This is a genomic window from Marmoricola endophyticus (assembly GCF_014644415.1).
GTDB classification, from domain to species: Bacteria; Actinomycetota; Actinomycetes; order Propionibacteriales; family Nocardioidaceae; genus Marmoricola; species Marmoricola endophyticus.
Genome location: NZ_BMKQ01000001.1, coordinates 3,095,651 through 3,121,583, shown reverse-complemented (window position 1 = coordinate 3,121,583; position 25,933 = coordinate 3,095,651). Strand labels below are relative to the sequence as shown.

Below are 25,933 nucleotides of genomic sequence, written 5' to 3'. Positions count from 1 at the left end.
CACGCCCCACCAGTCACGGCTCCGCCGCGAGACCATGGTGAACCGGCACTTCCCACGACGAGTACGCCATGGGAGGTGCCGGTTCGTCGCGGGAACCGGGCGGCACCGAGGATGGGACCGTGCAGAGCATCCAGGAGACGTACTTCCCCGAACTGATGTGCTTCGGCTGCGGGCCCGCCAACGAGCGCGGCCTCCAACTGGCCAGCCACGTGGCCGAGGACGGCACCGTCCGCGCGCGCTTCCAGCCGTGGGCCGAGCACGACAACGGGCTGGGCTACCTCAACGGCGGGATCATCGCGACGCTCCTGGACTGCCACAGCGCGGCGATGGTCAGCGTGGAGTCCGAGCGGCTGGGCCTCCCGCCGGACGGGACGCTGCAGTACGTCACCGCCGGCCTCGACGTCCGCTACCGCCGGCCCTCGCCGCTGACCGAGCCGGCCGAGCTCGTCGCGCGGGTGATCGACTCCGACCTCGACGAGATCAGCGTCGAGGCCGAGCTGTGGTGGCAGGACAAGGTCCGCGCGAGCGGGCAGGCGCAGTGGAAGCGGTGGCGCCCGCGCTGAGGCGGCTCAGTGGTGCGAGTGCTCCGCGTGCTCTGAGTCGTCGGGGCTGCCGCCCATCATGCCGAGCATCTCCCGGCCGCCGTTGCGGAACGAGCGCCACACCAGGACCACGGCCAGCAGTCCGAGCGCGATGTCCAGCCAGGTGGTGTAGTTCCAGCTCAACCCACCCGCGGAGACCTTCGCGTCGCGCACGGTCGGGGTCAGCCCGAGCAGACCGAACAGCGCCTCGACGACGTACGCCGCGACCACCATCGTGAGGTAGAACCAGCCGAGGATCCGCAGCATCATCGCGGTGCCGTAGTACTTCCGGTAGATCACCAGGATCGGCAGGATCAGCAGGTCGGCGAAGACGAAGGCCATCACACCGCCGAAGGACACCCCGGAGTTCCACAGGACGCCGGCGAGCGGCACGTTGCCGACCGAGCAGACGAAGCTGAGCATCGCCACGACCGGCGCCAGCAGCGGGCCGACGACGTACGCCCAGAACGAGTCGCCGCTGGCGAAGACCGTCTGCCAGAACGTGGTCGGCACCCAGGCCTCCACGCAGCCGGCGATGAGGATCCCGATCACCACGTCGCGCAGCACCGCGCCCCACTCCATGACGAAGATGTTCGACACGGCGGTGAAGCCCTTGCCGGAGAACAGGCGCTGGACGAAGGACCCCTCCTCCTCGAGCGACATGTCCATCGCGGCGTGACCCTCCATCGAGCCGGCGAGCGCCTTGTCGGCCTGCTCGTGAGCGTCGTCGACGACCTTCTGGGAGACGAACCAGCGGAAGATCACCGCGACGAGGACGATCATGATCGGCCCGGCCACGAACTCGGCCAGCGTGAACCGCCAGCCCAGCAGCAGCGCCATCACGATGCCGAGCTCGAGCACCAGGTTGGTGCTGGAGATCTGGAAGACCATCGCGTTGCCGAAGCTCGCGCCCTTGCGGAACAACGAGCGGGCCAGCGCCACCGCGGCGTACGAGCACGACGACGCGGCCGCGCCCAGGCCGGTCGCGCGAGCGGTGCTGGCGGCGCTGGTGCCGCCGAGCGCGTTGACGATCGCCTCGCGGCGTACGACCGCCTGCACCACGGCGGACAGGGCGAAGCCCAGGATCAGCGACCAGGCGATCCGCCAGGCCATCGTGCCGGCCGCGGCCAGGGCGTCACCGATCTCGTGCAGCAGGAACATGTGTCTCCTCTCGACCCCGAAGACCATACCCCCCAGGGGTATACGAGTCATACGCGGACACCCCCCGTACGGCGCCATGGGGTACGACTACCCCATGGCCTCCGCTGACGACCTGCGCGACCTCGACCTCGAGGACTCCCCGTTCTCTGACTTCCTCGGCTTCGAGCTGCTCCTCGAGCCGGAGGACCGCGACCTGCTCAGCCGGGTGCGGGCGTTCATGACCCGCGAGGTCGAGCCGGTGATCAACGACTACTGGACCCGCGCGGAGTTCCCGCACGAGCTGGTGCCCGGGATCGCCGACCTCGGCATCGCCGGGCTGGCGTACGACGGCCCCGGCTGCCCGGACCGCGGGGCGCTGGTCAACGGGATGGTCGCGATGGAGCTGGGTCGCGTCGACCCGTCGATCGGCACCTTCATGGGCGTCCACGGCGGTCTGGCGATGGGGTCGATCCACCTGTGCGGCTCCGACGAGCAGCGCGAGCGCTGGCTGCCGGCGATGGCCCGGATGGAGCTGATCGGCGCCTTCGGGCTGACCGAGCCGGACGTGGGCTCGGCGATCTCCCAGGGGCTCGCGACCAGCGCCCGGCGCGACGGCGACGAGTGGGTGCTCAACGGCGCGAAGAAGTGGATCGGCAACGCCACCTTCGCCGACCTCGTCGTCATCTGGGCCCGCGACGAGGACGACGGCCAGGTCAAGGGGTTCGTGGTGGAGAAGGGCACCGACGGCATCGAGTTCACCAAGCAGGAGGACAAGATCGCGCTGCGCGTCGTGCAGAACGCCGAGATCGCGCTGACCGACTGCCGGGTGCCCGAGGCGAACCGGCTGCAGCGCGCCGAGTCCTTCCACGACACCTCGAACGTGCTGCGGGTGACCCGGATGGACGTCGCCTGGCAGGCTGCCGGCTGCGCACGCGGCGCCTTCGAGCACGCACTGCGCTACACCAAGGCTCGCGAGCAGTTCGGCCGCTCGATCGCCGGCTTCCAGCTCGTGCAGGACCTGCTGGTGAAGATGCTCAGCAACGTGACCGCCTCGACGGCGATGAACGCACGCGCGTCCCAGCTGCAGGACGCCGGGCTGCTGAAGGACGAGCACGCGTCACTGTGCAAGATGCACAGCACGGTCCGGATGCGCGAGACCGTGGGATGGGCGCGCGAGGTCCTCGGCGGCAACGGCATCCTCCTCGAGCACCACGTCGGGCGCTTCGTCGCCGATGCCGAGGCGATCTACTCCTACGAGGGCACCCGGGAGATCAACACGATGATCGTCGGGCGCGCGATCACCGGGGAGAGCGCGTTCGTCTGAGTGCCGACGACGAGGCCTACTCGGTCTCCTCGCGGACGAACGCCGCGAACCCCGGCGTCGTGAACGCCAGCCGCCCGCGGCCGGGCGCCTCGATCAGGCCCTTGTCGAGCAGCCGACGCCGGGGCTCGCTGAGGTCGTTGCTGCCGACCCCGAGGCGCTCGGCGACGGCCGAGCGTCGTACGCCGGCACCGTCGTCCTCCTCGAGCGCGGCGATCGCTGCCAGCACACGCTGCTCGGCCGGCGTCGCCTTCGCCCACCGTGCCCGGAACATGGTCTGCTGCTCTGCCCGGACACCGGTCTCGGCCACCGCGAGCGCGGACTCGTCGAGGACACCGCCGGCCTCGGGCACCGAGGCCCGCCACACGGCGTCGCCCCAGAGCTGGAGGAAGTACGGGTAGCCCTCGGCGCGCCGCAGCACCTCGGCCAGCAGGCGCTCGTCCCAGCCCACGCCGACCGAGTCCGCCGGCGCGAGGAGCGCCCGCCGGGCGTCGTCGGGGTCGAGCCGGTCCAGCGGCCGGAAGCCGAAGCGCTCGGAGAACGTCACCGCCCGCGTGAGCACGTCCGGGCTGTCCGGCAGACCGGCGGCGAACAGCACCGCCGGCGGCTCCGGGACCGCGGTCTGGAGCTCCTGCCAGGCGTACGCCAGCGTGCGCAGGTCGGGGACCCGCGCGGCCTGGATCTCGTCGACCAGCAGGCACAGGCCCGCCGATCCCCGCTCCCGCGCGGCCAGGGCCGCCTCGCTGACGAACCCTCCGAAGGCGGCGGAGGAGGCCGGCGCCGTCCCCTGCTCGGCGCTGACGTCGAGCTCGACCCCGGCCTTGGCCGGACCGGCACCCAGCTCGACGGTGAGCCTGCGGACCCGCTCACGCAGACCGCGGTGCCGTCCGACGTCGACGCCGATCGTGGCGAGCCCCTCGCCGAGCGCGTGCACCAGCGCCCCGACGAGCCGCTCGTCGGCGCGGGCGGTCACCCACGCGGTGACGAACCCGGCCTCCTCGGCCTGCGCGCGGACCGCGCGCAGCAGCGAGGTCTTGCCGACCCCGCGCTGACCCACCTCGACCCTGATCCGTCCGACGAAGCGGGCGTAGGTCGCCACCAGGCCGAGCTCGGCCTGCGCCGAGTCCAGCTGCTCACGCCGCCCGGACAGGAAGGTCGGCGCCGCGCCGGGCGAGTACGGGCTGCTCAGCATGATGATTCCTGATGATCGGGGGAAACATCACAAACAATAAGCCCACGCACCGACAGCCAGCGCCGACGCGGCGCACCCTCAGGTGACGAACTCGAACAGCGGTGAGGCCGAGGCGATCTTCTCGACGTTGATGTTGCTCTGCTTCATCCGGTCCATCAGCCCCGGGAGCCCGTCCGCGCTCTCGAGGTCGATGCCGATCAGCGCCGGACCGGTCTCGCGGTTGGACTTCTTGACGTACTCGAAGACCACGATGTCCTCCCCCGCGGCCAGCACGTCGTCGAGGAAGTGCCGCAGCGCGCCGGGCTCCTGGGGAAAGGACACGAGGAAGTAGTGCCGCAGGCCCTCGTGGACCAGTGAGCGCTCGATGACGTCGGCGTACCGGCTGACGTCGTTGTTGCCGCCGGACACGACGCAGCCCACCCGGCTCCCGCGCTCCAGCTCGAGCACGGACAGCGCGGCGGAGGCCATCGCGCCGGCGGGCTCGGCGATGATCCCGTCGGACTGGTAGAGCGCCAGCATCTCCGTCGACACCGCGCCGGTGGACACCGTGACGACGTCGTCGACCAGGTCGCGGACGATCGGGTACGTCGTCGCGCCGACCCGGCCGACCGACGCTCCGTCGACGAAGGTGTCGATGCCCTCCAGCGCGACCGGCTCCCCCGCGGCGAGCGCCGCACGCATGCTGGCCGCCCCCTCCGGCTCGACGCCGATCACCCGGCAGTCCGGCCAGCGGTGCTTGAGCCAGGTCGCCATGCCCGCCAGCAGGCCGCCACCACCGACCGGCACCACCGCCACGTCCAGCGGCTCGCCCTCGTCACGGACCAGCCCGAACGCGACGGTGCCCTGGCCGGCGACGGTGCGCGGGTCGTCGAAGGGGTGGACGTACGTCATCTGGTGCTCGACGCCGTGCGCGGTCGCCGCCGTCGAGGCCTCGTCGTACGTCTTGCCGAGCATGGTCAGCGTGACCCGGTCGCCGCCGAGCTCGCGGATCCGGTCGCGCTTCTGCCGCGGGGTGTTGGTGGGGACGAAGATGTGACCGTCGACGCCGAGCCGTGAGCACGACAGCGCGAGCCCCTGCGCGTGGTTGCCGGCACTCGCGCACACGACGCCGCGGGCCAGCTCGTCGGGAGTCAGCCCCGACATCAGGTTGAACGCGCCGCGCACCTTGTACGAGCGGCCGACCTGCTGGTCCTCGCGCTTGAGGAGCACCTCGACGCCGTGCCGCTCGGAGAGCCGGCTCGAGCGGTCCAGCGCCGTCGGGACCGCGATCCGCGGCACCACCTCCGCCGCACGCGCGACGTCGTCGGGGGTCACTGGCAGGTCGCTCATGGTGCTGAGCCTAGGCAACGTCGAGTGGTGCCTTCTGCTGGGCCGAGTTGCGCCTTCTGCCGGGCGACACCGGCAGAAGTGACTACTCGAGCCAGCAGAACTGAGGATTCAACGCGGCAGGTGCGGCCCTCACGGCACGCGGGCGGTCCAGCCGGGGTCGGCGTACTTGGTGTCGGCGAGCCGCTGCGCCTCGGCACGCGTCGCGTCGTCGAGCCGGGTGCGGGTCAGCCCGTACGAGGCCTCGAAGTGCCCGACCATCGCGGCGATCACGTCCTCGCGGGAGAGGCCGGTCTGCGAGCGGATCGGGTCCACCCGCTTGCCGGCACTGACGTACCCCTTGTCCGAGACCTTCTCCCTGCCGATGCGCAGGATGTCGAGCATCGCGGCGGCGTCCATGTCGTACGACATCGTCACGTGGTGCAGCACCGCGCCGGACGACAGCCGCTTCTGCGCGGCTCCGCCGATCTTGCCGGCCGACGAGGCGATGTCGTTGAGGGGGACGTACGACGCGTCCACGCCGAGCTCGCGCAGCGCGCGCACCACCCAGGCGTCGAGGAAGGCGTACGACTCGGCGTACGACATCCCCTCGACCAGCGCCGCGGGCACGTAGAGCGAGTACGTGATCGTGTTGCCCGGCTCGACGAACATCGCGCCGCCCCCGGAGATCCGGCGGACGACGGTCGCGCCGTGGCGCGCGGCCGCGTCGAGGTCGACCTCGTTGGACAGCGACTGGAAGGAGCCGATGATCACGGCGTTCGACGCCCACTCCCACACGCGCAGCGTCGGTCCGCGCACGCCCTCGCCGACCTGGAGGGCGAGCACCTCGTCCAGCGCCATCTGCTCACGGGGGTGCAGCGGCCCGGCGTCGAGCAGCGCGAGGTCCAGGTCGTGCCACGCGACCGAGCGGCCCAGCGCGCGCAGCACCGCGAAGCCGACCGCACGGGCGTCGAACCCGATCAGCGCCGCATCGGTCGTCGCCGCCTCGACGGCCGCAGCCAGCTCGCTCACCGTGGCGTCGCTCGGCAGCCCGGTCAACGCGCTAGTGATCTCCTCGATCGCGTCGTCGGGCTCGAGGAAGAAGTCACCGGAGAGGCGTACGTCGGCCAGCCGGCCGTCCGCGACGGCCAGGTCGACGACCACCAGCTTGCCCTCGGGGACCTTGTACTCACCGTGCAGCGTCGTCACCTCGTCCACAACAGCGGGCGTGCCTCTCGCATGCCCGACGCTGGGCATCACCTTCCCGTCAGTGGTGCCCTTTGCCGGGTCGAGTTGCGCCTTTTGCTGGCGGGAGGCGCAACTCCCGGCAGGACCCGTCACTGGAACCGGCAGGCGGCACCGCTCGAGCCGGTGGAACGCACCACTCGGGCCAGCAGGGGGCACCACTCAACGGGGAGGTGGGATCAGCCGAGGCGGGTCAGGCCGGTCACGTCGATCACCAGCTCACCCTCCTCGTCGGAGGCGGCGAGGTCGATGCGCGCGGTGACCCGCCAGTCCTGGTGGCCGGCGGGGTCGCGGAGGACCTGCGCCACCTCCCACGCCTCGGCCGACTTCTCGACCAGCAGCAGGCGTGGGTTGCGGGCGTCCGGGCCGATGTCGACGTGGTCGTGCTCGGCGTAGTAGGCGTCCAGCGCCTCGCCCCACTCGGCCTCGTCGAGCGAGGAGTCGGTGGTCAGGGCCGCCGCGTCGTCGCGGGCCACCCACTCGACCCGGCGGAACATCGCGTTGCGGACCAGCACCGTGAAAGCGCGGGAGTCGGCGGTGAGGCGCGGGGGCTCGGGCGGCCGCACCTCGGCCGGCGCAGCGCCCTCGGCGGGCGGCGCGGTCAGCGCGTCCCACTCGTCGAGCAGCGAGGAGTCGGTCTGGCGTACGACGGCCCCGAGCCAGGCGATCAGGTCGGCCAGCTCCTCGCTGCGCATGCTCTCCGGCACCGTCTGCCGCAGCGCACGGAACGCGTCGCCGAGGTAGCGCAGCACCAGTCCCTCAGAGCGCGCGAGGCCGTAGAAGGCGACGTACTCGGCGAACGTCATGGCGCGCTCGTACATGTCGCGCACCACCGACTTGGGTGACAGCGCGTCCTCGCCGGACCACGGGTGGGACTGCCGGTAGACGGCGTACAGGTGCTCGAGCAGCTCCTCGAGCGGCTTCGGGTAGGTGACCTCCTCGAGCAGCTCCATGCGCTCGTCGTACTCGATGCCGTCGGCCTTCATCTGCCCGATGGCCTCGCCGCGAGCCTTGTGCTCCTGGGCGCCGAGGACCTGGCGGGGGTCGTCGAGGGTCGCCTCGATCGCCGACACCACGTCGAGGGCGTACGACACGCTCTCCGGGTCGAGGGTCTCCAGCGCGGAGAGCGCGAACGTCGACAGCGGCTGGTTCAGCGCGAACCCGAGCTGGAGGTCCTCGACCAGCCGCATCGTCCGACCGTCGGCGGCCGGGGTGTCCAGCGGCTCGACGACGCCGGCAGCGAGCAGGGAGCGGTACTGCGCGACCGCGCGCCGCACGAGCCGCACCTGCGCGCGACCGTCCTCGTGGTTGTCGCGCAGCAGCCGGCGCATCGCGGTGAACGGGTCGCCGTCGCGGGCGATGACGTTGAGCAGCATCGCGTGCGTGACCCGCATCCGGGAGACCAGCGGCTCGGGCTCGGCGGCGACGAGACGCTCGTACGCCTCCTCGGTCCAGGTGGTGCGTCCCTCGGGTGCCTTCTTCCGCTGCACCTTGCGCTTCTTCTTCGGGTCCTCCCCCGCCTTGGCCAGGGCCTTGTGGTTCTCGATCACGTGCTCGGGGGCCTGCACCACGACACTTCCCGCGGTGTCGTAGCCGGCCCGCCCGGCCCGCCCGGCGATCTGGTGGAACTCGCGCGCCTTGAGCAGCCGCTCGCGGCGGCCGTCGTACTTCACCAGGCCGGTGAACAGCACCGTGCGGATCGGCACGTTGATGCCGACGCCGAGGGTGTCCGTGCCGCAGACCACCTTCAGCAGGCCGGCCTGGGCGAGCTGCTCGACCAGGCGGCGGTACTTCGGCAGCATCCCCGCGTGATGCACCCCGATGCCGTGGCGCAGCAGCCGCGAGAGGGTCTTGCCGAAGCCGCGGGCGAACGGGAAGGCGCCGATCTCCTCGGCGATCCGGTCGCGCTCGGCACGGGTGGCGACGTTCATCGAGGTCAGCGCCTGCGCCTGCTCCAGCGCGGCGGCCTGGGTGAAGTGGACGACGTACACCGGGGCCTGGTGGGTGGAGAGCAGCTCCTCGATCGTCTCGTGGACGGGGGTCAGCGCCCACGAGAACGTCAGCGGCACCGGCCGCTCGGCGCTGCTGACGACCTCCGTCGGTCGCCCCGTGCGGCGGGACAGGTCCTCGACGAACCGCGTGACGTCCCCGAGCGTCGCCGACATCAGGAGGAACTGCGCGCCGGTGAGCTCGAGCAGCGGGACCTGCCAGGCCCAGCCGCGGTCGGGCTCGGCGTAGAAGTGGAACTCGTCCATCACGACCAGCCCGATGTCGGCGGCCGAGCCCTGGCGCAGGGCGATGTTGGCCAGCACCTCCGCGGTGCAGGCGACCACCGGTGCGTCGGCGTTGACCGAGGCGTCGCCGGTCAGCATCCCGACGTTCGCAGCCCCGAAGACGCCGATCAGGTCGAAGAACTTCTCGCTGACCAGCGCCTTGATCGGCGCGGTGTAGTACGTCCGTCGGCCGGCGGCGAGCGCGAACGCCGCCGCGCCCGTCGCGACCAGCGACTTCCCCGTCCCGGTCGGCGTCGAGAGGATGACGTTGGCCCCGGTGACCAGCTCGAGCAGCGCCTCCTCCTGGGCCGGGTAGAGCGAGAGCCCGCGGCTGCCCGCCCAGGTCTCGACGGCGTCGAAGAGCGCGTCCGGGTCGGCGTCGCCCTCGGGGAGGCGCAGCAGGGCCCCGGCATCGGTGGTGGTCATCGCACGCGCCATCGTGTCAGGTAGGAAGGACACATGGATCCCTCCACCTCCGGGCGTACCGCCCGCTCCCTCGAGCCGCTGCACGCCCTGTGCTACTTCTCCCCCGATGTCGACGCGGCGATCATGGAGGCGGGCGTGCCGAAGGGTCGCGGGGTGTACTTCGCCGGTCGCGCCGCGGCGATGGGCGCGGTCGGGCCGGGCACGATCACCGCGACGTTCTACAACTTCGCGCCCTCCCTGGTCGCGCACGTCGTGCCGGCGTGCTGGGAGAGCACCACGCCGGAGAAGGTCGTGGCGGCGCGCTACCGCGGGATCGACACGACGTACCGGCGACTGCTCGGCGACGACCTCGTCGCCTCGCCGGAGGTGGCGGAGGCCGCGGAGCTGGCTCGTACCGCGGCGCAGGCGTGCACGCCCGAGGGACGCCCGCTGTACGCCGCCCACGCCGACCTCGACTGGCCCACCGAGCCGCACCTCAGGCTCTGGCACGCCCTGACGCTGCTCCGCGAGCACCGCGGAGACGGTCACATCGCCGCCCTCGTCGCGGCTGACCTCTCCGGCGCCGAGGCGCTGGTCACGCACACCGCGACCGGCAAGGGGTTCACCGTCGGGGCCGCGCAGAAGACGCGCGGCTACTCCGCCGAGGACTGGCAGGCGGCGGTCGACGGGCTGGCCGAGCGCGGCCTGATGAGCACAGACGGGGGCCTGAGCGACGCCGGGCAGGCGCTGCGCAAGGACGTCGAGGCGACGACGAACCGCCTCGGCGACGCACCGTGGGAGGCCCTCGGCGACGAGGGGACGACGCGCCTCGCCGAGCTCGGCGCCCCGCTGGTGCGGACCGCGCTGGGCAACGGCGCCTTCCCCGACGGAGTCTTCGCCAGCCGCTGACCGCAGGTCCCGGCCCCGAGCCCCTCGCCGGGTCTCGACCTCCTCCCTCGCCGGCGCTCGGTCAGGCTCGACCACCTATCGGTAGGTGGTCGAGCAGCGAGCGCCAGCGAGCGCGTCGAGACCACCGCACCGCCGCACGCCCCAGGCCGATCGGCGCCGCTGCTGCTCGCTCGTCGCTGCTCATCGTCCACCAGCGCCGGCGGCGTCCTTCACGCAGAGCACGGCCCAGGGCAGCGCCTCCATGCGGGCCTCGGGGATCAGCTCGCCGCACACGTCGCACCGGCCGTACGTCCCCTCCTCGATCTTCGCCAGCGCCCGCAGCACGTCCTCGCGGGTGCGCAGCAGCTTGTCGTGGACACCGACCTGCGCCATCCGGTCGACCGCCATCTGCGTGCCGTCACCGACCCGCTTGCCGAAGGAGATGTTCGCCGCCTGGTCCGGCGGCGCGGTCATCACCGCGGCCTTCTCGTCGATCTCCGCGAGCTTGGCCCGCAGCTCCCGGGCGGCCTGGTCGGTGTCCATCGCGACAGTGTGCCCGAGGGGAGTCTCGACGTCCTCCCCTTCGACAGGCTCAGGACACCGCCTCGCTGGCGCTCGGTCGGGCTCGACCACCGAGGTGAGGAAGATCCCGCGCCCGCGGCCCGTTGGGCCGGCTATGACTCGCATCGGCTCCACGGACGTCTTCCCGCTCGCGCTCGGCGCGAACCCCTTCGGCTGGACCAGCGACGAGGCCACCTCCCACGAGGTCCTCGACGCGTTCGTCGAGGGCGGCGGTCAGGTGATCGACACCGCCGACTCCTACGGCGACGGCGCGTCGGAGTCGATCCTCGGGTCCTGGTTCGAGAGGTCCGGACGCCGCGACGACGTGCTGCTCGCGACCAAGGTCGGGCGCAAGTCCGACCGGAGGAACCTGCGGCCCGAGACCGTCCGCACCGCCGTCGGGGAGTCGCTGGAGCGGCTGCGCACCGACCGGATCGACCTGCTCTGGGCGCACTACGACGACGAGGACACCCCGCTGGCGGAGACCCTGGCCACCTTCGAGGAGCTCGTGCAGGCGGGGAGCGTCGGCGAGCTGGGCATCTCCAACTACTCCCCCGACCGGATCCTGGAGTGGCTCGAGATCGCCGAGCGCGAGGGGTTCCGCAAGCCGGTCGCGCTGCAGCCGGAGTACAGCCTGCTGCGGCGGACGTCGTACGAGGACCGCCGGCAGGCCATTGCCACGGAGGCCGGGCTGGCCGTGCTGCCGTACTGGGGCCTGGCCAGCGGCCTGCTCACCGGCAAGTACGACTCAGTCGAGGACATCAAGCAGGCCGCCGACTCGCGCCGCGGCGGCATCGCCGAGGGGTACGCCTCGCCCGAGGCGTTCGACGTGGTGCGCGTCGTCGAGGAGGTCGCGCAGGCCCACGACGCCGAGCCGGGCACGGTCGCCCTGGCCTGGCTGCTCGGTCGCGACGGCGTCACCGCCCCGATCGCGAGCGTCAGCAGGGTCTCGCAGCTGCCGTCGCTGCTCGCCGTCCCCGACCTGGCGCTCAGCGCAGAGGAGACCGCGCGGCTGACCGAGGCCTCGGACGCGGTCCGTCGGTAGGGCTCAGGCGGCGACCGGCGCCGCCACGTGCGTGCGGCGGCTGGTGAGGTACGTCAGCCACAGGCTGAGCACGACGTAGTACACCGGGTAGGCCAGCGACGCGTAGAGCAGCCACAGGGGCGGGTCCGAGAGCTGGGCCACGACGACGGCGTACGCGACCATCCACAGCGCGGCCAGCGCCATCGTCACCGTGAACAGCTTCCTCGTGCGCGTCGTGTAGACGTACTTCACCGGCACGAACACCAGCGCGGTGCACACCGCGATGACGACGGCGGTCACGGTCGGGCTGAAGCTGCCGGCGATGGCGTAGAAGGCGACCGAGTTCCAGTACGACGGGAACCCCTTGAAGAAGTGGTCCTCGCCGACGGCCTTCGCGTCGGTCTGGCAGAACTGGTAGCAGGATGCCAGCACCGGGAGCGCCGCCCAGAACCCGCCCCAGACGCCGCCCGGCAGCGCCCCGCTGGCCCACAGCAGCACCATCGGCGCCAGGGCGTAGGTCATGAAGTCGATGATGTTGTCCAGCAGCGCACCGTCGAAGCCGGGCATCACCTCCTTGACCCGCAGGCGGCGGGCGAGGAAGCCGTCGGTGCCGTCGATGAAGATCGCGGCCAGGAACAGCCACAGCACGGCCGAGACCTCGCCGCGGTACGACAGGTGCACCATCAGCAGCGCCAGCACGGCGCCGATCGCGGTGTAGGTGTGGACCGAGCCTGCCGCGAGGCGCCGGCCCGGGCTGGGCACAGCGCTGGGGGCGGCCGTGGAGGCTCCGAGAGTCACCGGGCGAACGGTATACGCCGTGACCGCCCCCGTTCGGGTGATTCGTATCGTGGCGTCCGTGCGCCTCGCGACCTGGAACGTCAACTCGATCCGCTCCCGCATCGACCGCGTCGAGGCCTTCCTCGAGCGGCACGCGATCGACGTGCTCGCCGTGCAGGAGACGAAGGCGCGCGAGGAGCAGCTGCCGCTGATGGGCCTGCAGTCCGCGGGGTACGACGTCGCCGCGGTCGGGTACGACCAGTGGAACGGCGTGGCGATCATCAGCCGGGTCGGGATCGAGGACGTCGAGGTCGGCTTCCCGGACATGCCCGGCTTCGGTGACCCGGAGCCGAAGGCGGAGGCGCGCGCGATCGGCGCGACGTGCGGCGGCGTACGCGTCTGGTCGCTGTACGTCCCCAACGGCCGCAAGGTCGACGACCCGCACTACGTCTACAAGCTGGACTGGCTGGCCCGCCTGCGCGCCGCAGCCTCGGCCTGGGTCGGCGAGCCCACCGCGCTGGTCGGCGACTGGAACATCGCCCCGCGCGACGAGGACGTCTACGACATCGCCGCCTTCGCCAAGGACACCCACGTCACCCCGCCCGAGCGCGCGGCGTTCCAGGCCTTCCTCGACGACGGGTGGTCCGACCTGGCGCGGCCGTTCACGCCGGGGCCGGAGGTCTACACGTACTGGGACTACTACCGGCAGCGCTTCGAGCGGAACCGAGGCATGCGCATCGACTTCCTGCTCGGCTCCCCCGCTCTCGCCGAGCGCGTCCTCGGCGCGGAGATCGACCGCGAGGAGCGGGCAGGCAAGGGCGCCAGCGACCACGCGCCGGTGATCGTGGACCTCGGCTGAGTCGAGGCACGACCGTGCGTCCGGCGTAGGGTCCAGCGATGAGTCCGTGGAGCGCGCCTCCGCCCGTACCGCCGGAGCTCGCGGCGGCCTTCAGGGAGTACGAGCGCGCGCTGATGGCCGACGACCTGGCCGCTCTCGAGCGGCTCTTCGCGCCGGGACCGACGACCTTGCGGGGCGACGGGGACGGGTTGCTGGTGGGCAGCGAGGCGATCGCGGACTTCCGGCGCTCACGAGGCGGCGCCCGTCCGCGCACGCTGGTGCAGACCCACGTGCAGGTGATCGACGCCGACCACGCGCTGGTGGTCGCCGTGACCGAGAATCGTGACGGCGGGCGTGGCCAGCAGACCCAGCTGTGGGCGCGCACGGTCGACGTCACCGGCCGGCGGGCCTGGGTGATCACGGCGGCCCACGTGTCGACGCCGCCGCAGGCGCTCGACACCCGGGTCTGGCGCGTCGTCGGGGACCCGCTGGTGCCGGGATCGGGCGCCGGGCCGCTGCTCGGTGAGAAGCTCGCCGTCAAGGACCTGTACGCCGTGGCGGGCCACCGGCGCGGTGCCGGGAATCCCGCCTGGCTGGCCGAGGCGGCCGTCGAGCAGGAGACGTCGCCCGTCGTCCAGGCCCTGCTCGACGCGGGTGCCGACCTGACCGGCATCACCCGCACCGACGAGCTGGCGTACTCCCTGGCCGGCACCAACGCGCACTACGGCACACCGCCGAACCCTCGCGCGCCGTACCGTGTGCCCGGAGGGTCCAGCAACGGCTCGGCGAGCGCGGTGTCGCTGGGCCAGGCCAGCATCGGGCTCGGCACCGACACCGCCGGCTCGATCCGGGTCCCGGCGGCCTACCAGGGACTGTTCGGGCTGCGCACCACGCACGACTGCGTCGACCGCACCGGCCTGCTGCCACTGGCCGAGCGCTTCGACACCGTGGGCTGGATGACAAGGACGGCCGACCTGCTCCGTGCGGTCGGCGACGTGCTGCTCGACAGCGACCCGGGACCCGGCGGCACCGACCAGCTGGTTGTCGTACCCGCCCTGCTCCGCCTGGCCGACGACGACGTGGCGGCAGCGGTACGGACGTGGGCGTACGAGCGAGGGGCGCGCACCGAGGACCACGACGTCTCGTCGTGGTCGCAGTGGCCGGCGTCGTACGGCGACCTCCAGGCCCACCAGGCCTGGGCCGCGCACGGTGACTGGCTGCGCGGGCGCCTCGACGTGCTGGGCGCCGACGTACGCGCGCGCTTCGCTCACGGTGCCGGCGTCACCGAGGACGACCGTGTGCGGGCGGAGACGATCCTCGCCGGTGCGGCCGAGGTGGTCCGCGGGCTGGTCGGCGACCGGGTGCTGGTGATCCCGAGCGCCTCGAGCGTCGCTCCGCCGATCGGCCCCGACCTGGCCGCGAGCACCCAGCGGGTTCGCCGGGCGACCTTCCGGCTGGTCTGTCCCGCGGGCATCGCCGGGATGCCTGCGCTGAGCGTCCCGCTCCGCACCTCCGACGGCCTGCCGTGCGGGGCGTGCCTCGTCGCCGCACCCGGTCGGGACCGCGACCTGCTCTCGCTCGCCGAGCGTCTCACCGCGCGCTGACCTGGTCCGAGCCTTCTCCCTTCCGGGCACGCGCGTGCAGGCCGCCTGTGCCGGCGACGAGCAGCACCAGCACCCCGGCGAGCAGCAGCCCCGCGCCCAGGTGCAGCTGCACGAGCAGGCCGCCGACGAGCGCGCCGAGGATGATGAGGACGACGGCTGCGAGCCGGCGACCGGTACCGCCCCCTTTGCCGGACCCGAGCACCGAGTCGGCGGCGAGGCCGGTCAGCGTCGAGGTGACGACCACGGTCGTGACGTCCTTGACCGCGACCACCCGGGCCGTCGCCGCCTGCAGGCCCATCGCGGCACCGAGGAGGGTGGTGATGGCGAGGCGCAGCGTGTCGCCGGGCTCGCCGACCGCGAGCGCGACCACGCCGAGCGCCAGCACCACCAGCCCGACGACCGCCAGGAGCAGCGTGGTCAGCCACGACCAGACGTGCGCGGCCCGCTCGAGCACCCTGCCACCGAGGGCTGCACCGAGGACGAAGCCGCCCAGCGCGAGCAGCGGGCCCAGCACGGGCAGGTCCGCGCCGCCGGCGAGCGCCATGCCGAGCACGACGACGTTGCCGGTCATGTTGCCGGTGAAGACCCGGTCCAGGCCGAGGTAGCCGACGGCGTCCACCACGCCGGTGGAGAAGGTCAGCACGAGCATCAGGGGCAGGTGGACCCGCTCGGTGGACAGCGCAGACAGGCGACTCACCCGGAGATGGTGGCGCACGTCGGCCGAACTGTCGGCGGCGCCGTCCACAGTGGGAGCCATGCAGACCCTTCCCCTTCTCCTGGTGCTCGCGCTCGGCCTCGGCCTCGGCGTGCTCGTGGGCCGGCTGTGGGCCGCCGCCCGTCCCGAGCGGGTCCAGGGCGCGGCCGACGAGGCCGTCGAGCACGCCGAGGTCGTCGCCGGCCTCGACCGGCTCGACGCGCAGCTGCGCCAGCTCGCCCACCAAGGCGTGTCGTGGCAGAGCCAGCTGCGCCAGCAGGTCGAGGACGTGCGCCACTCGACCGACCTGCTGCGCCGCGAGACGGGGTCGCTGTCGACCGCGCTGCGCAAGCCGCAGGTCCGCGGCCGTTGGGGTGAGATGCACCTGCGCCGGGCGGTCGAGCTGGCCGGCCTGGTGGACCGCTGCGACTTCGAGGAGCAGTCCCGCGCGGTGCGCACCGACGGCGGGGCCGACCAGACGACCATCCCCGACCTGGTGGTGCACCTGGCGGGCGGCCGGTGCGTGCTGGTCGACGCGAAGGTGCCGCTCGACGCGTTCCTGGACGCGACCGCGGCCGAGGACCCCGAGTCGTACGCCGCCCACCTGGGCCGTCACGCGCGACAGCTCAAGGCGCACGCTGCCGCGCTGGCGGGCAAGGGCTACTGGCGCGGCGCGAGCTCCTCCCCCGAGTTCGTGGTGCTGTTCGTGCCCGGTGAGTCGTTCCTGTCCGCGGCGCTCGAGGCCGCGCCCGACCTCATCGACTGGGCCGCCGAGCGGCAGGTCGTGATCGCGACACCCACGACGCTGATCGCGCTGCTGCGCACCGTGGCCATGGGGTGGACGCACGAGCGGCTGACCGAGGAGACCATGCAGGTCTGGCGGCTGGGCCGTGAGCTGCACGGTCGGCTCTCGACGATGGGTGAGCACCTGGACAAGCTCGGCCGCTCCTTGAAGGGTTCGGTCGAGGCGTACAACAAGGCGGTCGGCTCGCTGGAGTCGCGGGTGCTGGTCACCGCACGCGAGCTCGCGTCGAGCGGTGTCACCGACGAGGAGCTCCCGGCGCCCGGTGCCCTGAGCGAGGTGCCCCGCGCGCTCGCCGCGCCCGAGCTGCTCGAGGCGTGGCCGGAGCGGCCCACCCACCAGGGCGTCGGGCGAGCCAGCGAGCGCCGTCGCGACAGCGCATGACCCGTCCCGGCCCGGCGTGGCGCGGTCCCTGAGCCCACGGCGCCGCCTAGCGTTGCGCCATGAGCCCCTCGCGCACCATCTGGGAGGAGGGGCGGCTGCCCAGCGGCAGCGTGGTCGCGCTGGCCGCGGCCGCCCTCGCGGTCACGGTCGCCCTCGACTCCCTGGTCACCGGTCGGCTCAGCGTTCTGTTCGACGTGTGCTTCACGCTCGTCTGCATCGCAGCGGCGCTGGCCATCCGACCGGGCCAGTTCTTCTGGATCGGCGTGCTCCCGCCGCTGCTGCTGCTCGCCACGATGCTGGTCGTCGGCGTCGTCCACCCGGTGTCGGTGGGGGACGCGTCCGACGGACGTGTCCAGGCGGTCTTCTCCGGCCTGGCGCACCACTCGGGCGCCCTGTTCGCGGGCTACGCGAACGCCCTGATCGTGCTCGCCGTCCGTCAGCGGACCAACCGGATGCGGGCCGAGGCACGTGAGCGTCGGGCCTCGCCGTACGCCGTCGAGTCGCCCGCGAGAAGCCGCAGCCTCACGCTTCGCTGAACCGGCTCGGGTCGCCCGCGCCGACCCTGACCACCTCGGCGACGTCGTCGGAGAGGTCCACCACGGTCGTCGGCTCGGCGGTCACCTCGCCGGACTCCACGACGGCGTCGAGGTGGTGGCCGAGCTCTTCCAGCACCTGCCAGCCCTCGGTCATCGCCGTCGTCTCGCCGGGGAGGATCAGGGTCGAGGACAGCAGCGGCTCTCCGAGCTCCTCCAGCAGCGCCGAGACGGTGCGGTGGTCCGGGATCCGTACCCCGACGGTGCGCTTCTTCGGGTGCAGGAAGGCCCGCGGCACCTCGGAGGTGGCGGGCAGGATGAAGGTGTACGCCCCCGGCGTCGCTGCCTTGACGGCACGGAACTGCGCGTTGCCGAGGTGCACCAGCTGCCCCATCTGGGCGAAGTCGTGGCACACGAGCGTGAAGTGGTGCTTGTCGTCGAGCTGGCGGATCTCCCGGATCCGGTCCAGCCCCTCGCGGTTGCCGAGCCGGCAGCCGAGCGCGTAGCCGGAGTCGGTGGGGTAGGCGATCAGCCCGCCGTCGCGCAGGATGTCGACGACCTGACCCACGGCACGGGCCTGCGGGTCGACCGGGTGGATGTCGACGAAGCGCGCGCTGCCCTGTCTCATGACGCTCTCACTGCCGGGTGGCGACGGCGCGCATGTCGCGGCGCAGCTCGGGCGGCAGCGCGAAGATCAGCGACTCCTCGGCCGACTGGACCGCACGCGCGTCGGGGTAGCCGTGCTCGGCCAGCAGCGCCAGCACTCCCTCGACGAGGTCTTCGGGAACCGACGCGCCCGAGGTGACGGCCACCCGGTCGACGCCGTCGAACCAGTCCTCGTCGATCTCCGAGGCGTCGTCGACGCGGTAGGACGCCTTGGCCCCCGCCTCGAGCGCGACCTCGACGAGGCGTACGGAGTTGGAGGAGTTCCCCGAGCCGACGACGATCACCAGGTCGGCGTCGGCGGAGATCTCCTTCACCGCGAGCTGGCGGTTCTGGGTGGCGTAGCAGATGTCGTCCGACGGGGGATCGAGCAGGTTCGGGAACCGCTGCCGGATCGCCTCGACCGTCTCCAACGTCTCGTCGACCGAGAGCGTGGTCTGGGAGAGCCAGGCGACCTTGTCCGGGTCGCGCACGACGATGTTCTCCACGTCGTCGGGGCCCTGCACGAGCTGGATCCGCTCCGGCGCCTCGCCCGCGGTGCCCTCGACCTCCTCGTGGCCCTCGTGCCCGATCAGCAGGATGTCGTAGTCCTCCTTCGCGAACCGCTTCGCCTCGTGGTGCACCTTGGTCACCAGGGGGCAGGTCGCGTCGATCGTCTTCAGGCCCCGCTCGGCGGCGTCGGCGTGCACCTGCGGCGAGACGCCGTGGGCGGAGAAGACCACCGTCTGCCCCGCGGGCACCTCGGTGAGCTCCTCGACGAAGATCGCGCCGCGGTCCGACAGCGTCTGCACGACGTGCTTGTTGTGGACGATCTGCTTGCGTACGTAGACGGGCGCGCCGTACGTCTCCAGCGCCTTCTCCACGGTGATCACCGCGCGGTCGACGCCGGCGCAGTAGCCGCGCGGCGCCGCGAGCAGCACGGCGCGCTCGGCCTCGTCGGGCGACAGCACGGGCGGGGTGCCGAGGTCGGTGCTCATGGGCGCCATCGTACGGATCCGTCGGAGCCGCCCCCTAACCTTCGACCCATGGCCCTCGACACCTCGCCGGAGAAGCCGGCACCGGTGCGCGCGGTCGCCCAGGCGATCGGCGGCTGGATCGACCGGCTCGGTGCCATCTGGGTCGAGGGCCAGGTCACCCAGATCAGCCGCCGTCAGGGCATGTCGACGGCCTTCCTCACGCTGCGGGACTCGCTCGCCGACGTGTCGGTCACGGTCACCGCGAACCGTGCGCTGCTGGACTCGTTGGTCACCCCCGTGGTCGAGGGCGCGTCGATCGTCGTGCACGGCAAGCCGACGTACTACGCCGCCCGCGGCTCGCTGAGCCTGCAGGCCCGCGAGGTGCGGATGGTCGGCCTGGGCGAGCTGCTCGCGCGGATCGCGCGGACCCGGCGGCTGCTCGCGGCCGAGGGCCTGTTCGCGGCCGAGCGCAAGCGGCCGCTGCCGTTCCTGCCCGGTGCGGTCGGGCTGGTCACCAGCCAGGGCTCGGCCGCGGAGAAGGACGTCGTCGAGGTCTCACGGCGCCGCTGGCCTGCCGTGCGGATCGTAGCGTCGTACTCCGCCATGCAGGGGGTGCACTGCACCCGAGAGGTGATCGAGGCGCTGCAGCGGCTCGAGGCGGACGCCGACGTCGACGTCATCGTGGTCGCCCGGGGCGGTGGGTCGGTCGAGGACCTGCTGCCGTTCTCCGACGAGGGGCTGGTGCGGGCGGTGTCCGCCCTGCGCACGCCGGTGGTCTCGGCCATCGGCCACGAGTCCGACGACCCGCTGCTGGACCTCGTCGCCGACTGGCGGGCCGCCACTCCGACCGACGCCGCGAAGCGGGTCGTCCCGGACGTCGCCGAGGAGGCGCAGCGGACGATGCAGCTGCGCGAGCGGGGCCGCCGCGCCCTCCTCGGCCGGATCAGCGCCGAGCGGCAGCTGGTCACGTCGCTGCGCTCCCGGCCGGTCCTGGCCGACCCGCGCGGCGGGCTGGGCGAGCGCTCGCGCGAGGTCGAGGCGCTGCGCGAGCGAGGCGGCCGGGCCGTCCGGCACCGCGTGGACCGGGCCGCCGACGACCTCGACCACCGGATCGCGCGGGTGCGCGCGCTCTCGCCCCTGTCCACGCTGAGGCGCGGCTACGCCGTCGTCACCGGGCCCGACGGCACCGCGCTCACCGACCCCGCCGGCCTCGGCCCCGGCACCTCCGTCGACATCAGGGTCGCGTCGGGCCGGATCACGGCCGACGTGACGAGCACCAGCACCGAGGAGTCACCCGATGCCTGAGTCCGCCAAGAAGGCCGCCGCGAAGAAGGCCGCCCCGTCCGTGGAGGACACCGACCCGCGGCACCCCGAGGACGACCTGTCGTACGAGGACGCCCGCGAGGCGCTCACCGAGGTCGTCCATGCCCTGGAGCAGGGCGGGACGACGCTGGCCGAGTCCATCGACCTGTGGGAGCGCGGCGAGCGTCTGGCCCGTACCTGCCAGCGCTGGCTCGACGGCGCCCGCGAGCGGCTGGACTCCGCGATCGAGCGCGAAGCCGACGACTGACCCGACGCCGAGAGGCGCCGCTCGCCCGGCTCAAGCCCCGGGGATGTCTCGCCCGAACGCCTCCAGCGTCACGTCCTCCGGCTCGGGGCCGCCGCGTACGCCGGTGTCCAGGCCGTCGAGCGCGGCCATCTGGTCCTCGGTGAGGGTGAAGTCGAAGACGTCGATGTTCTCGGCGATCCGGTGCGCCTTGGTCGACTTCGGGATCACCGACCGGCCGTGCTGCAACCCCCAGCGCAGCATCACCTGCGCCGGCGACTTGCCGTGCACCTCGGAGATCCCGACGATGGTGTCGTCCTCCAGGGCGCTGCCGGTCTGCCCGTCGCGGTAGAACGTGATCCCACCGATCGGCGACCACGCCTGCGTGACGATGTGGTGCTCGGCGTCGGCTGCCTCGACGCGCGGCTGGGCGAAGTACGGGTGCAGCTCGATCTGGTTGACCGCCGGCACCACGTCGGTCTCGGCCAGCAGCCGGTCGAGGTGGTCGACCATGAAGTTCGAGACGCCGATCGAGCGGACCCTGCCGTCGGCCAGCAGCTGCTCCAGCGCCCCGTACGCCTCCAGCGTCCGCTCGAACTCCCCGGGCAGCGCCTGGTGCAGGATCAGCAGGTCGATGACGTCGACGCCGAGCTTGCCGGCCGACTTCTCCCACGCGTGCAGGGTCCGGTCACGGCCGAAGTCGCTGATCCAGACCTTGGTCTCGACGAACACGTCGTCGCGGTCGACGCCCGAGGAGGCGATGGCCTGGCCGACCTCGCGCTCGTTGCCGTACGCCGCGGCGGTGTCGACGTGCCGGTAGCCGGCCTCGAGTGCCGCGGCGACCGCGGCTCTGGTCTCCTCGGGCGGGGTCTGGAAGACGCCGAGCCCGAGAGCGGGCATGGTGACGCCGTTGTTGAGGGTCAGGGTGTCCATGGGTGGTTCCTCCCGTTCGAGTGGGGCTCAGGCCTCGGCGGTGGTGCCGGCCTCACGGTTGGCGGCGTCGTACTGCTCGTCGGTGACCGGCTCGAGCCAGACGGTGGCGTCCTTCTCGGGGGTCTCGTCGAGGATCGCGTAGTGGCACATCAGGTTCTGCGTCGTGCCGCCGTGCCAGTGCTCCTCGCCGGGCGGCGTCCACACCGTCTCCCCGGCGTGCAGCACGAGCGTCTGACCGTCCCTGTTGACGACCAGGCCGACACCGTCGGTGCACACCAGCAGCTGACCGTTGGCGTGGGAGTGCCAGTTGCTGCGGGCGCCGGGGGTGAACCGGACGAGCCCGACGACCAGCGCCGAGTCGTCCTCACCGCCGAAGACGGGATTCATCCACACGTCGCCGGTGAAGTTGCTCGCGGGCGTCTTCACGGTCGGGTTCGGGGTCTGGTGCTTCATGGTGGTTCCTCTCCGTGGTCAGCCGAGCGCCGCCCGCCGGCGCTGCGCGGGTGTGAGCTCGTGGTCGCCGTAGCTGTCGTCGTCGGGGTTCATCGTGACTCCGGGAGCGACGATCTCGTCGATCCGGTCCAGCACGTCCTCGCTGAGCGCGAGGTCCGCGGCGGGCAGGAACGCCTCGAGCTGCTCCATCGTGCGCGGACCGACGATCGCGGACGTCACGCCCGGGTGGCGGATCACGAACGCGACCGCGAGCTCGATCAGGCTCAGCCCTGCGTCCTCGGCCAGCAGCGCGAGCTGCTCCACCGTCTCCAGCTTGCGCTGGTTGCCTGCGGTGCTCATGTCGAAGCGCGCCGACGGACGCGCCGAGGAGGTCGGCGTGCCCGCCGCGTCCTTGCGCCAGCGGCCGGAGAGCCAGCCGCCGGACAGCGGGCTGTACGTGATCGTCCCCATGCCGTGACGCAGCGCCGTGGGAAGGACGTCGGTCTCGATGCCGCGCACCAGCAGCGAGTACGGCGGCTGCTCGGTCACGAAGCGCTCCAGGTGGTTCGCCTTCGCGGCCCACTGGGCCTCGACGATCTGCGATCCGGTGTACGACGACGAGCCGAGGTAGCGGACCTTGCCCTGGTGCACCAGGTCGCTCAGCGCGCCGAGCGTCTCCTCGACGTCGGTGTCCGGGCTGGGCCGGTGCACCTGGTAGAGGTCGAGGTGGTCGGTGCCGAGCCTGCGCAGCGAGTCCTCGACCGCACGCACGATCCAGCGCCGTGAGCCTCCCCGTCTGTTGGGGTCGTCGGCGTCCATGGGCATGAAGAACTTCGTCGCCAGGACGACGTCGTCACGGCGGCCCTTGATCGCCTCGCCGACGATCTCCTCCGAGACACCGGCGGAGTAGACGTCGGCGGTGTCGACGACGTTGATCCCGGCGTCCAGGGCCGCGTGGATGATCCGCACGGAGTCGGCGCGGTCCTCGTTGCCCCACGGGCCGAACATCATCGCGCCGAGGGTGAGCGGACTGACCCGGACGCCGGTGCGGCCGAGCCGTCGGTACTGCATGGAGGTGCTCCTTGGGTCGAGGTGGGCTCAGGGCTGGCTGACGCGCAGCAGCGACTTGATCGCGCGGCGCTCGTCCATCGCGGCGTACGCCTCGGCGACGTCGTCGAGGTCGACCGTGAGGTCGAAGAGACGGCCCGGGTCGATCGAGCCGTCGAGGACCTTCTCGAGCAGCTCGGGGATGTAGTGGCGCGCCGGCGCGACGCCGCCCTTGATGCCGACGTTCTTCCCGAAGATCTGCTGGTACGTGAACTGCTCGTACAGCGGCACCCCGACCGCGCCGATCATGCCGCCGGCGCGGACGACGCCGACGCAGGTCGAGATCGCCGAGTCGGTGCCGACGCACTCGAGCGCGGCGTCGACGCCGACGCCGTCGGTGAGCTCGAGGACCGCCTCGATGCCCTCCTGGTCCCGCTCGGCGACGATGTCGGTGGCGCCGAACTCGCGCGCCACGGCCTGACGGGGCTCGTGCCGGCTCATCGCGATGATCCGGCTCGCGCCGAGCAGCCGGGCACCGAGGACGGCGGACAGCCCGACGGCGCCGTCGCCGACCACGGCCACGGTGTCGCCCTCCGTGACCCCGGCGCTCACGGCCGCGTGGTAGCCCGTGCACATCACGTCCGACAGTGCGGTGAACGACGCCAGCTGGGCGTCGGAGAAGTCCGTGCCCGGCACCGCGACCAGCGTCGCGTCGGCGTACGGAGAACGCACCCGCTCGCCCTGGCCGCCGTCGCTCGCGCCGTCCCCGAAGGCGCCGCCGTGGGTGCAGTTGGACTCGAACCCGTTCGCGCAGGCCGGGCAGGTGCCGTCGTTGTAGGTGAACGGCGCGATCACGAGGTCGCCCACGGCGACGTCGGACACGTCTGCGCCGACCTCCTCGACGACACCGACGTACTCGTGCCCGATGGAGCCGACGGCGTGGTCGTTGACGCCGCGGTAGTACCAGAGGTCCGACCCGCACACGCACCCGCGCACCACGCGGACCACTGCGTCGGTCGGCTCCTGGATCCGCGGGTCCGGACGCTCGCCGAGGCTCACGTCACCCTTCCCGTTGAAGATGGCTGCCCTCACCGTGCTGCTCCCTCTCGTCGTGCCCCGGTTCCTCCGGGACCCCTCCAGCCTGCCGCGCGGGCACGGGACGGAACAGGCACTGGCGTGAGGGGTACTCGCAGGGACTCCCAGTCGTCGCGCCCGGGCCTAGGCTCGGGCAGATGAGTGCCGGAACCGACCTCAAGGAGTTCCTCAGCTCCCGCCGCGCCCGGATCACCCCGGAGCAGGCCGGGCTGCCGGTGTACGGCGCCCACCGCCGCGTCACCGGGCTGCGCCGCGAGGAGGCCGCCCTGCTGGCGGGGATCAGCGTCGAGTACTACACCCGCCTCGAGCGCGGGTCGGCCGGCGGCGTCTCCGACACCGTGCTCGACGGGCTCGTCCACGCGCTCGGGCTCGACGAGGCGGAGCGCGACCACCTGTTCCGGCTCGCGCGACACGCCGGAGGCGGCGGACGACGTACGACGAGGACACCGGCGCGGCAACGCGTGCGCCCGACGGTGCAGCGCATCCTCGACACGATGCCGACGCCGGCGTACCTGCGCAACGGGCGCTTCGACGTCCTCGCCGCGAACGACCTCGGACGAGCGCTGTACGCACCTCTGTACGACCAGCCCGACCGCGGCGAGCACCCCAACTCCGCGCGGTACGTCTTCCTCGACCCGTCGGCACCGGACTTCTTCGTGGACTTCGAGAGGGTCCGTGACGACTGCGTCGCCTTCCTGCGCGCCGAGGCCGGCCGCGACCCGTACGACAAGGCGCTCTCCGAGCTGGTCGGCGAGCTGTCGACGCGCAGTGAGGACTTCCGCGTGCGCTGGGCCGCCCACGACGTGAAGTACCACCGCACCGGTCGCAAGCGCCTCCACCACCCGCTGGTCGGCGACCTGGAGCTGGACTTCGAGGCGTTCGAGCTCGCCGGCGACCCCGGTCAGCGGATCAACGTCTACACGGCCGAGCCGGACTCGCCGGCTGCCGGCGCTCTCGCGCTCCTGGCCGGCTGGACGGCGCCGCACCGTCCCGCAGTGCACGGCGAGCCCGGGGCCTGAGCGGGCGGCCCGGGCCGTCGAGCGCGCCGGACGGTCAGCCCTTCATCCGCTCGCGCAGCATCACCCCGCCGACGGCGTAGCGCGCGTCGGAGACCTCGGCGAAGAGCACGTGCACCGGCTCGGCCGGAGCGCCGGTGCTGGAGACGATCGCCTCGGTGATGCCGGCGGCGATCTGGACGTACTGCTGGTCGCGGTCGCCGTTCATGAGCTCGGGGACGATGTCGACGTTGACGATGGGCACGGTTTCCTCCTGGGAGTGGGGCGGTCGCTCCGATCGTGCTGCTCTGTCGGCGGGTGCGGAAGACGGCACTTCGTGGTCGGGAGCCGACGTCGAGGTAGGAATAGGGCGTGACCAGCGCCTTCTCCGACGGGTTCTGCGACTCCTCGGTGCGCGCCACCATCGACCTGATCGGCGGCAAGTGGTCGATGGCGATCCTCTGGCAGCTGCTTCAGGAGGAGTGCCGGTACGCCGAGCTGCAGCGCCGCGTCGGCGGCATCTCCCAGAAGGTGCTCTCGGCCGAGCTCAGGACCCTGGTCGGGGCGGGGCTGGTCGAGCGCGAGGTCGTGCCCACCGTGCCGCCCCAGGTGACGTACCGCATCACCGAGGAGGGGCGGAGCCTGGAGGACGTGTTCGCCGCGCTCCACCGGTGGGGCCTGCAGCACGGCGGCTGACGT

The 25,933-nt window shown here is 72.4% G+C and carries 27 protein-coding genes; 12 read left to right on the top strand and 15 right to left on the bottom strand.

Going from position 1 to position 25,933, the window contains the following annotated elements; all coding sequences use genetic code 11:
• Nucleotides 1-119 precede the first annotated feature (119 nt).
• Entirely contained in the window at nt 120-563 is a 444-nt protein-coding gene (locus IEX42_RS15340; RefSeq protein ID WP_229660902.1) for a PaaI family thioesterase, read from the top strand.
• 6 nt (nt 564-569) lie between these two features.
• Here IEX42_RS15340 and IEX42_RS15335 read toward each other — a convergent pair whose 3' ends face one another.
• Nucleotides 570-1,742, bottom strand: coding sequence for a permease (locus IEX42_RS15335; protein WP_188780556.1), 1,173 nt, complete (start codon nt 1,740-1,742; stop codon nt 570-572).
• 94 nt (nt 1,743-1,836) lie between these two features.
• Between IEX42_RS15335 and IEX42_RS15330 the strand changes: the two genes are divergently transcribed.
• Nucleotides 1,837-3,045 carry an acyl-CoA dehydrogenase family protein gene (locus IEX42_RS15330; protein ID WP_188780555.1) on the top strand — a complete coding sequence of 403 codons (1,209 nt, stop codon included), beginning with the start codon at nt 1,837-1,839 and terminating at the stop codon, nt 3,043-3,045.
• A 16-nt stretch (nt 3,046-3,061) separates the two neighbouring features.
• Here the strand turns inward: IEX42_RS15330 and IEX42_RS15325 are convergent, their stop codons facing one another.
• The 4 genes from IEX42_RS15325 to IEX42_RS15310 all read right to left on the bottom strand — a co-directional run bounded on the left by IEX42_RS15325 (nt 3,062) and on the right by IEX42_RS15310 (nt 9,483).
• Entirely contained in the window at nt 3,062-4,234 is a 1,173-nt protein-coding gene (locus IEX42_RS15325; protein ID WP_188780554.1) for an ATP-binding protein, read from the bottom strand.
• Between the two features lie 78 nt (nt 4,235-4,312).
• Nucleotides 4,313-5,563 (bottom strand): threonine ammonia-lyase IlvA, encoded by a 1,251-nt coding sequence (gene ilvA, locus IEX42_RS15320; RefSeq protein ID WP_188780553.1) that lies wholly within the window; start codon nt 5,561-5,563, stop codon nt 4,313-4,315.
• Between the two features lie 129 nt (nt 5,564-5,692).
• Complete coding sequence (gene lplB, locus IEX42_RS15315) at nt 5,693-6,757, bottom strand: lipoate-protein ligase small subunit (RefSeq protein ID WP_229660901.1); 1,065 nt, start codon at nt 6,755-6,757, stop codon at nt 5,693-5,695.
• 206 nt (nt 6,758-6,963) lie between these two features.
• Entirely contained in the window at nt 6,964-9,483 is a 2,520-nt protein-coding gene (locus IEX42_RS15310) for a DEAD/DEAH box helicase (protein ID WP_188780552.1), read from the bottom strand.
• Nucleotides 9,484-9,516: 33 nt separating this feature from the next.
• Between IEX42_RS15310 and IEX42_RS15305 the strand changes: the two genes are divergently transcribed.
• Nucleotides 9,517-10,371: an SCO6745 family protein gene (locus IEX42_RS15305; protein ID WP_188780551.1), complete on the top strand. Its 855-nt coding sequence runs from the start codon at nt 9,517-9,519 to the stop codon at nt 10,369-10,371.
• Nucleotides 10,372-10,551: 180 nt separating this feature from the next.
• Here IEX42_RS15305 and IEX42_RS15300 read toward each other — a convergent pair whose 3' ends face one another.
• Entirely contained in the window at nt 10,552-10,893 is a 342-nt protein-coding gene (locus IEX42_RS15300; RefSeq protein ID WP_188780550.1) for a TraR/DksA family transcriptional regulator, read from the bottom strand.
• A gap of 133 nt (nt 10,894-11,026) precedes the next feature.
• On the opposite strand from IEX42_RS15300, the gene IEX42_RS15295 reads away from it, so the two are divergent.
• A complete protein-coding gene (locus tag IEX42_RS15295; protein ID WP_188780549.1) occupies nt 11,027-11,956 on the top strand; it encodes an aldo/keto reductase in 930 nt (309 codons plus the stop codon).
• Nucleotides 11,957-11,959: 3 nt separating this feature from the next.
• On the opposite strand, the gene IEX42_RS15290 is transcribed toward IEX42_RS15295, so the two are convergent.
• Nucleotides 11,960-12,733: a CDP-alcohol phosphatidyltransferase family protein gene (locus IEX42_RS15290; protein WP_229660900.1), complete on the bottom strand. Its 774-nt coding sequence runs from the start codon at nt 12,731-12,733 to the stop codon at nt 11,960-11,962.
• A 58-nt stretch (nt 12,734-12,791) separates the two neighbouring features.
• Here IEX42_RS15290 and IEX42_RS15285 point away from each other — a divergent pair, with 58 nt between their 5' ends.
• Nucleotides 12,792-13,571, top strand: a complete 780-nt coding sequence (locus tag IEX42_RS15285) for an exodeoxyribonuclease III (protein ID WP_188780547.1) — start codon at nt 12,792-12,794, stop codon at nt 13,569-13,571.
• A 38-nt stretch (nt 13,572-13,609) separates the two neighbouring features.
• Nucleotides 13,610-15,154: an AtzH-like domain-containing protein gene (locus IEX42_RS15280; RefSeq protein WP_188780546.1), complete on the top strand. Its 1,545-nt coding sequence runs from the start codon at nt 13,610-13,612 to the stop codon at nt 15,152-15,154.
• Here the strand turns inward: IEX42_RS15280 and IEX42_RS15275 are convergent.
• Nucleotides 15,141-15,851 (bottom strand): YoaK family protein, encoded by a 711-nt coding sequence (locus IEX42_RS15275; RefSeq protein WP_229660899.1) that lies wholly within the window; start codon nt 15,849-15,851, stop codon nt 15,141-15,143. The genes IEX42_RS15280 and IEX42_RS15275 overlap by 14 nt on opposite strands.
• Nucleotides 15,852-15,909: 58 nt before the next feature.
• Here IEX42_RS15275 and IEX42_RS15270 point away from each other — a divergent pair, with 58 nt between their 5' ends.
• Together IEX42_RS15270 and IEX42_RS15265 are read left to right on the top strand one after the other, a co-directional pair.
• Nucleotides 15,910-17,034 carry a DNA recombination protein RmuC gene (locus tag IEX42_RS15270; protein ID WP_188780544.1) on the top strand — a complete coding sequence of 375 codons (1,125 nt, stop codon included), beginning with the start codon at nt 15,910-15,912 and terminating at the stop codon, nt 17,032-17,034.
• Between the two features lie 59 nt (nt 17,035-17,093).
• Complete coding sequence (locus IEX42_RS15265; RefSeq protein ID WP_188780543.1) at nt 17,094-17,570, top strand: DUF6542 domain-containing protein; 477 nt, start codon at nt 17,094-17,096, stop codon at nt 17,568-17,570.
• Here the strand turns inward: IEX42_RS15265 and IEX42_RS15260 are convergent.
• Together IEX42_RS15260 and IEX42_RS15255 are read right to left on the bottom strand one after the other, a co-directional pair.
• Nucleotides 17,557-18,195, bottom strand: coding sequence for an L-threonylcarbamoyladenylate synthase (locus tag IEX42_RS15260; protein ID WP_188780542.1), 639 nt, complete (start codon nt 18,193-18,195; stop codon nt 17,557-17,559). The genes IEX42_RS15265 and IEX42_RS15260 overlap by 14 nt on opposite strands.
• A gap of 7 nt (nt 18,196-18,202) precedes the next feature.
• On the bottom strand, nt 18,203-19,207 hold the full coding sequence (locus IEX42_RS15255) for a 4-hydroxy-3-methylbut-2-enyl diphosphate reductase (RefSeq protein ID WP_188780541.1): 1,005 nt from the start codon (nt 19,205-19,207) through the stop codon (nt 18,203-18,205).
• A 48-nt stretch (nt 19,208-19,255) separates the two neighbouring features.
• Here IEX42_RS15255 and xseA point away from each other — a divergent pair, with 48 nt between their 5' ends.
• Both xseA and IEX42_RS15245 read left to right on the top strand, forming a co-directional pair.
• Nucleotides 19,256-20,491 (top strand): exodeoxyribonuclease VII large subunit, encoded by a 1,236-nt coding sequence (xseA, locus tag IEX42_RS15250; protein ID WP_188780540.1) that lies wholly within the window; start codon nt 19,256-19,258, stop codon nt 20,489-20,491.
• Nucleotides 20,484-20,756 (top strand): exodeoxyribonuclease VII small subunit, encoded by a 273-nt coding sequence (locus IEX42_RS15245; protein ID WP_188780539.1) that lies wholly within the window; start codon nt 20,484-20,486, stop codon nt 20,754-20,756. Before xseA ends, IEX42_RS15245 begins: the two co-directional genes overlap by 8 nt.
• Before the next feature lie 30 nt (nt 20,757-20,786).
• Here the strand turns inward: IEX42_RS15245 and IEX42_RS15240 are convergent, their stop codons facing one another.
• Genes IEX42_RS15240 through IEX42_RS15225 form a run of 4 tightly spaced genes read right to left on the bottom strand, consistent with a single transcriptional unit; the run spans nt 20,787 to nt 24,236 of the window.
• A complete protein-coding gene (locus IEX42_RS15240; protein ID WP_188780538.1) occupies nt 20,787-21,665 on the bottom strand; it encodes an aldo/keto reductase in 879 nt (292 codons plus the stop codon).
• A 27-nt stretch (nt 21,666-21,692) separates the two neighbouring features.
• Nucleotides 21,693-22,118 (bottom strand): (R)-mandelonitrile lyase, encoded by a 426-nt coding sequence (locus IEX42_RS15235; protein ID WP_188780537.1) that lies wholly within the window; start codon nt 22,116-22,118, stop codon nt 21,693-21,695.
• 18 nt (nt 22,119-22,136) lie between these two features.
• Nucleotides 22,137-23,168: an aldo/keto reductase gene (locus IEX42_RS15230; protein WP_188780536.1), complete on the bottom strand. Its 1,032-nt coding sequence runs from the start codon at nt 23,166-23,168 to the stop codon at nt 22,137-22,139.
• A 27-nt stretch (nt 23,169-23,195) separates the two neighbouring features.
• Nucleotides 23,196-24,236 carry a zinc-binding dehydrogenase gene (locus IEX42_RS15225; RefSeq protein ID WP_188780535.1) on the bottom strand — a complete coding sequence of 347 codons (1,041 nt, stop codon included), beginning with the start codon at nt 24,234-24,236 and terminating at the stop codon, nt 23,196-23,198.
• A gap of 140 nt (nt 24,237-24,376) precedes the next feature.
• Here IEX42_RS15225 and IEX42_RS15220 point away from each other — a divergent pair, with 140 nt between their 5' ends.
• Complete coding sequence (locus tag IEX42_RS15220; RefSeq protein WP_188780534.1) at nt 24,377-25,258, top strand: helix-turn-helix transcriptional regulator; 882 nt, start codon at nt 24,377-24,379, stop codon at nt 25,256-25,258.
• 34 nt (nt 25,259-25,292) lie between these two features.
• Here the strand turns inward: IEX42_RS15220 and thmT are convergent, their stop codons facing one another.
• Entirely contained in the window at nt 25,293-25,499 is a 207-nt protein-coding gene (gene thmT / locus IEX42_RS15215) for a 2-hydroxymuconate tautomerase (protein ID WP_229660898.1), read from the bottom strand.
• Nucleotides 25,500-25,606: 107 nt separating this feature from the next.
• Here thmT and IEX42_RS15210 point away from each other — a divergent pair, with 107 nt between their 5' ends.
• Nucleotides 25,607-25,930, top strand: a complete 324-nt coding sequence (locus IEX42_RS15210) for a winged helix-turn-helix transcriptional regulator (RefSeq protein ID WP_229660897.1) — start codon at nt 25,607-25,609, stop codon at nt 25,928-25,930.
• The last annotated feature ends 3 nt before the right edge of the window (nt 25,931-25,933 follow it).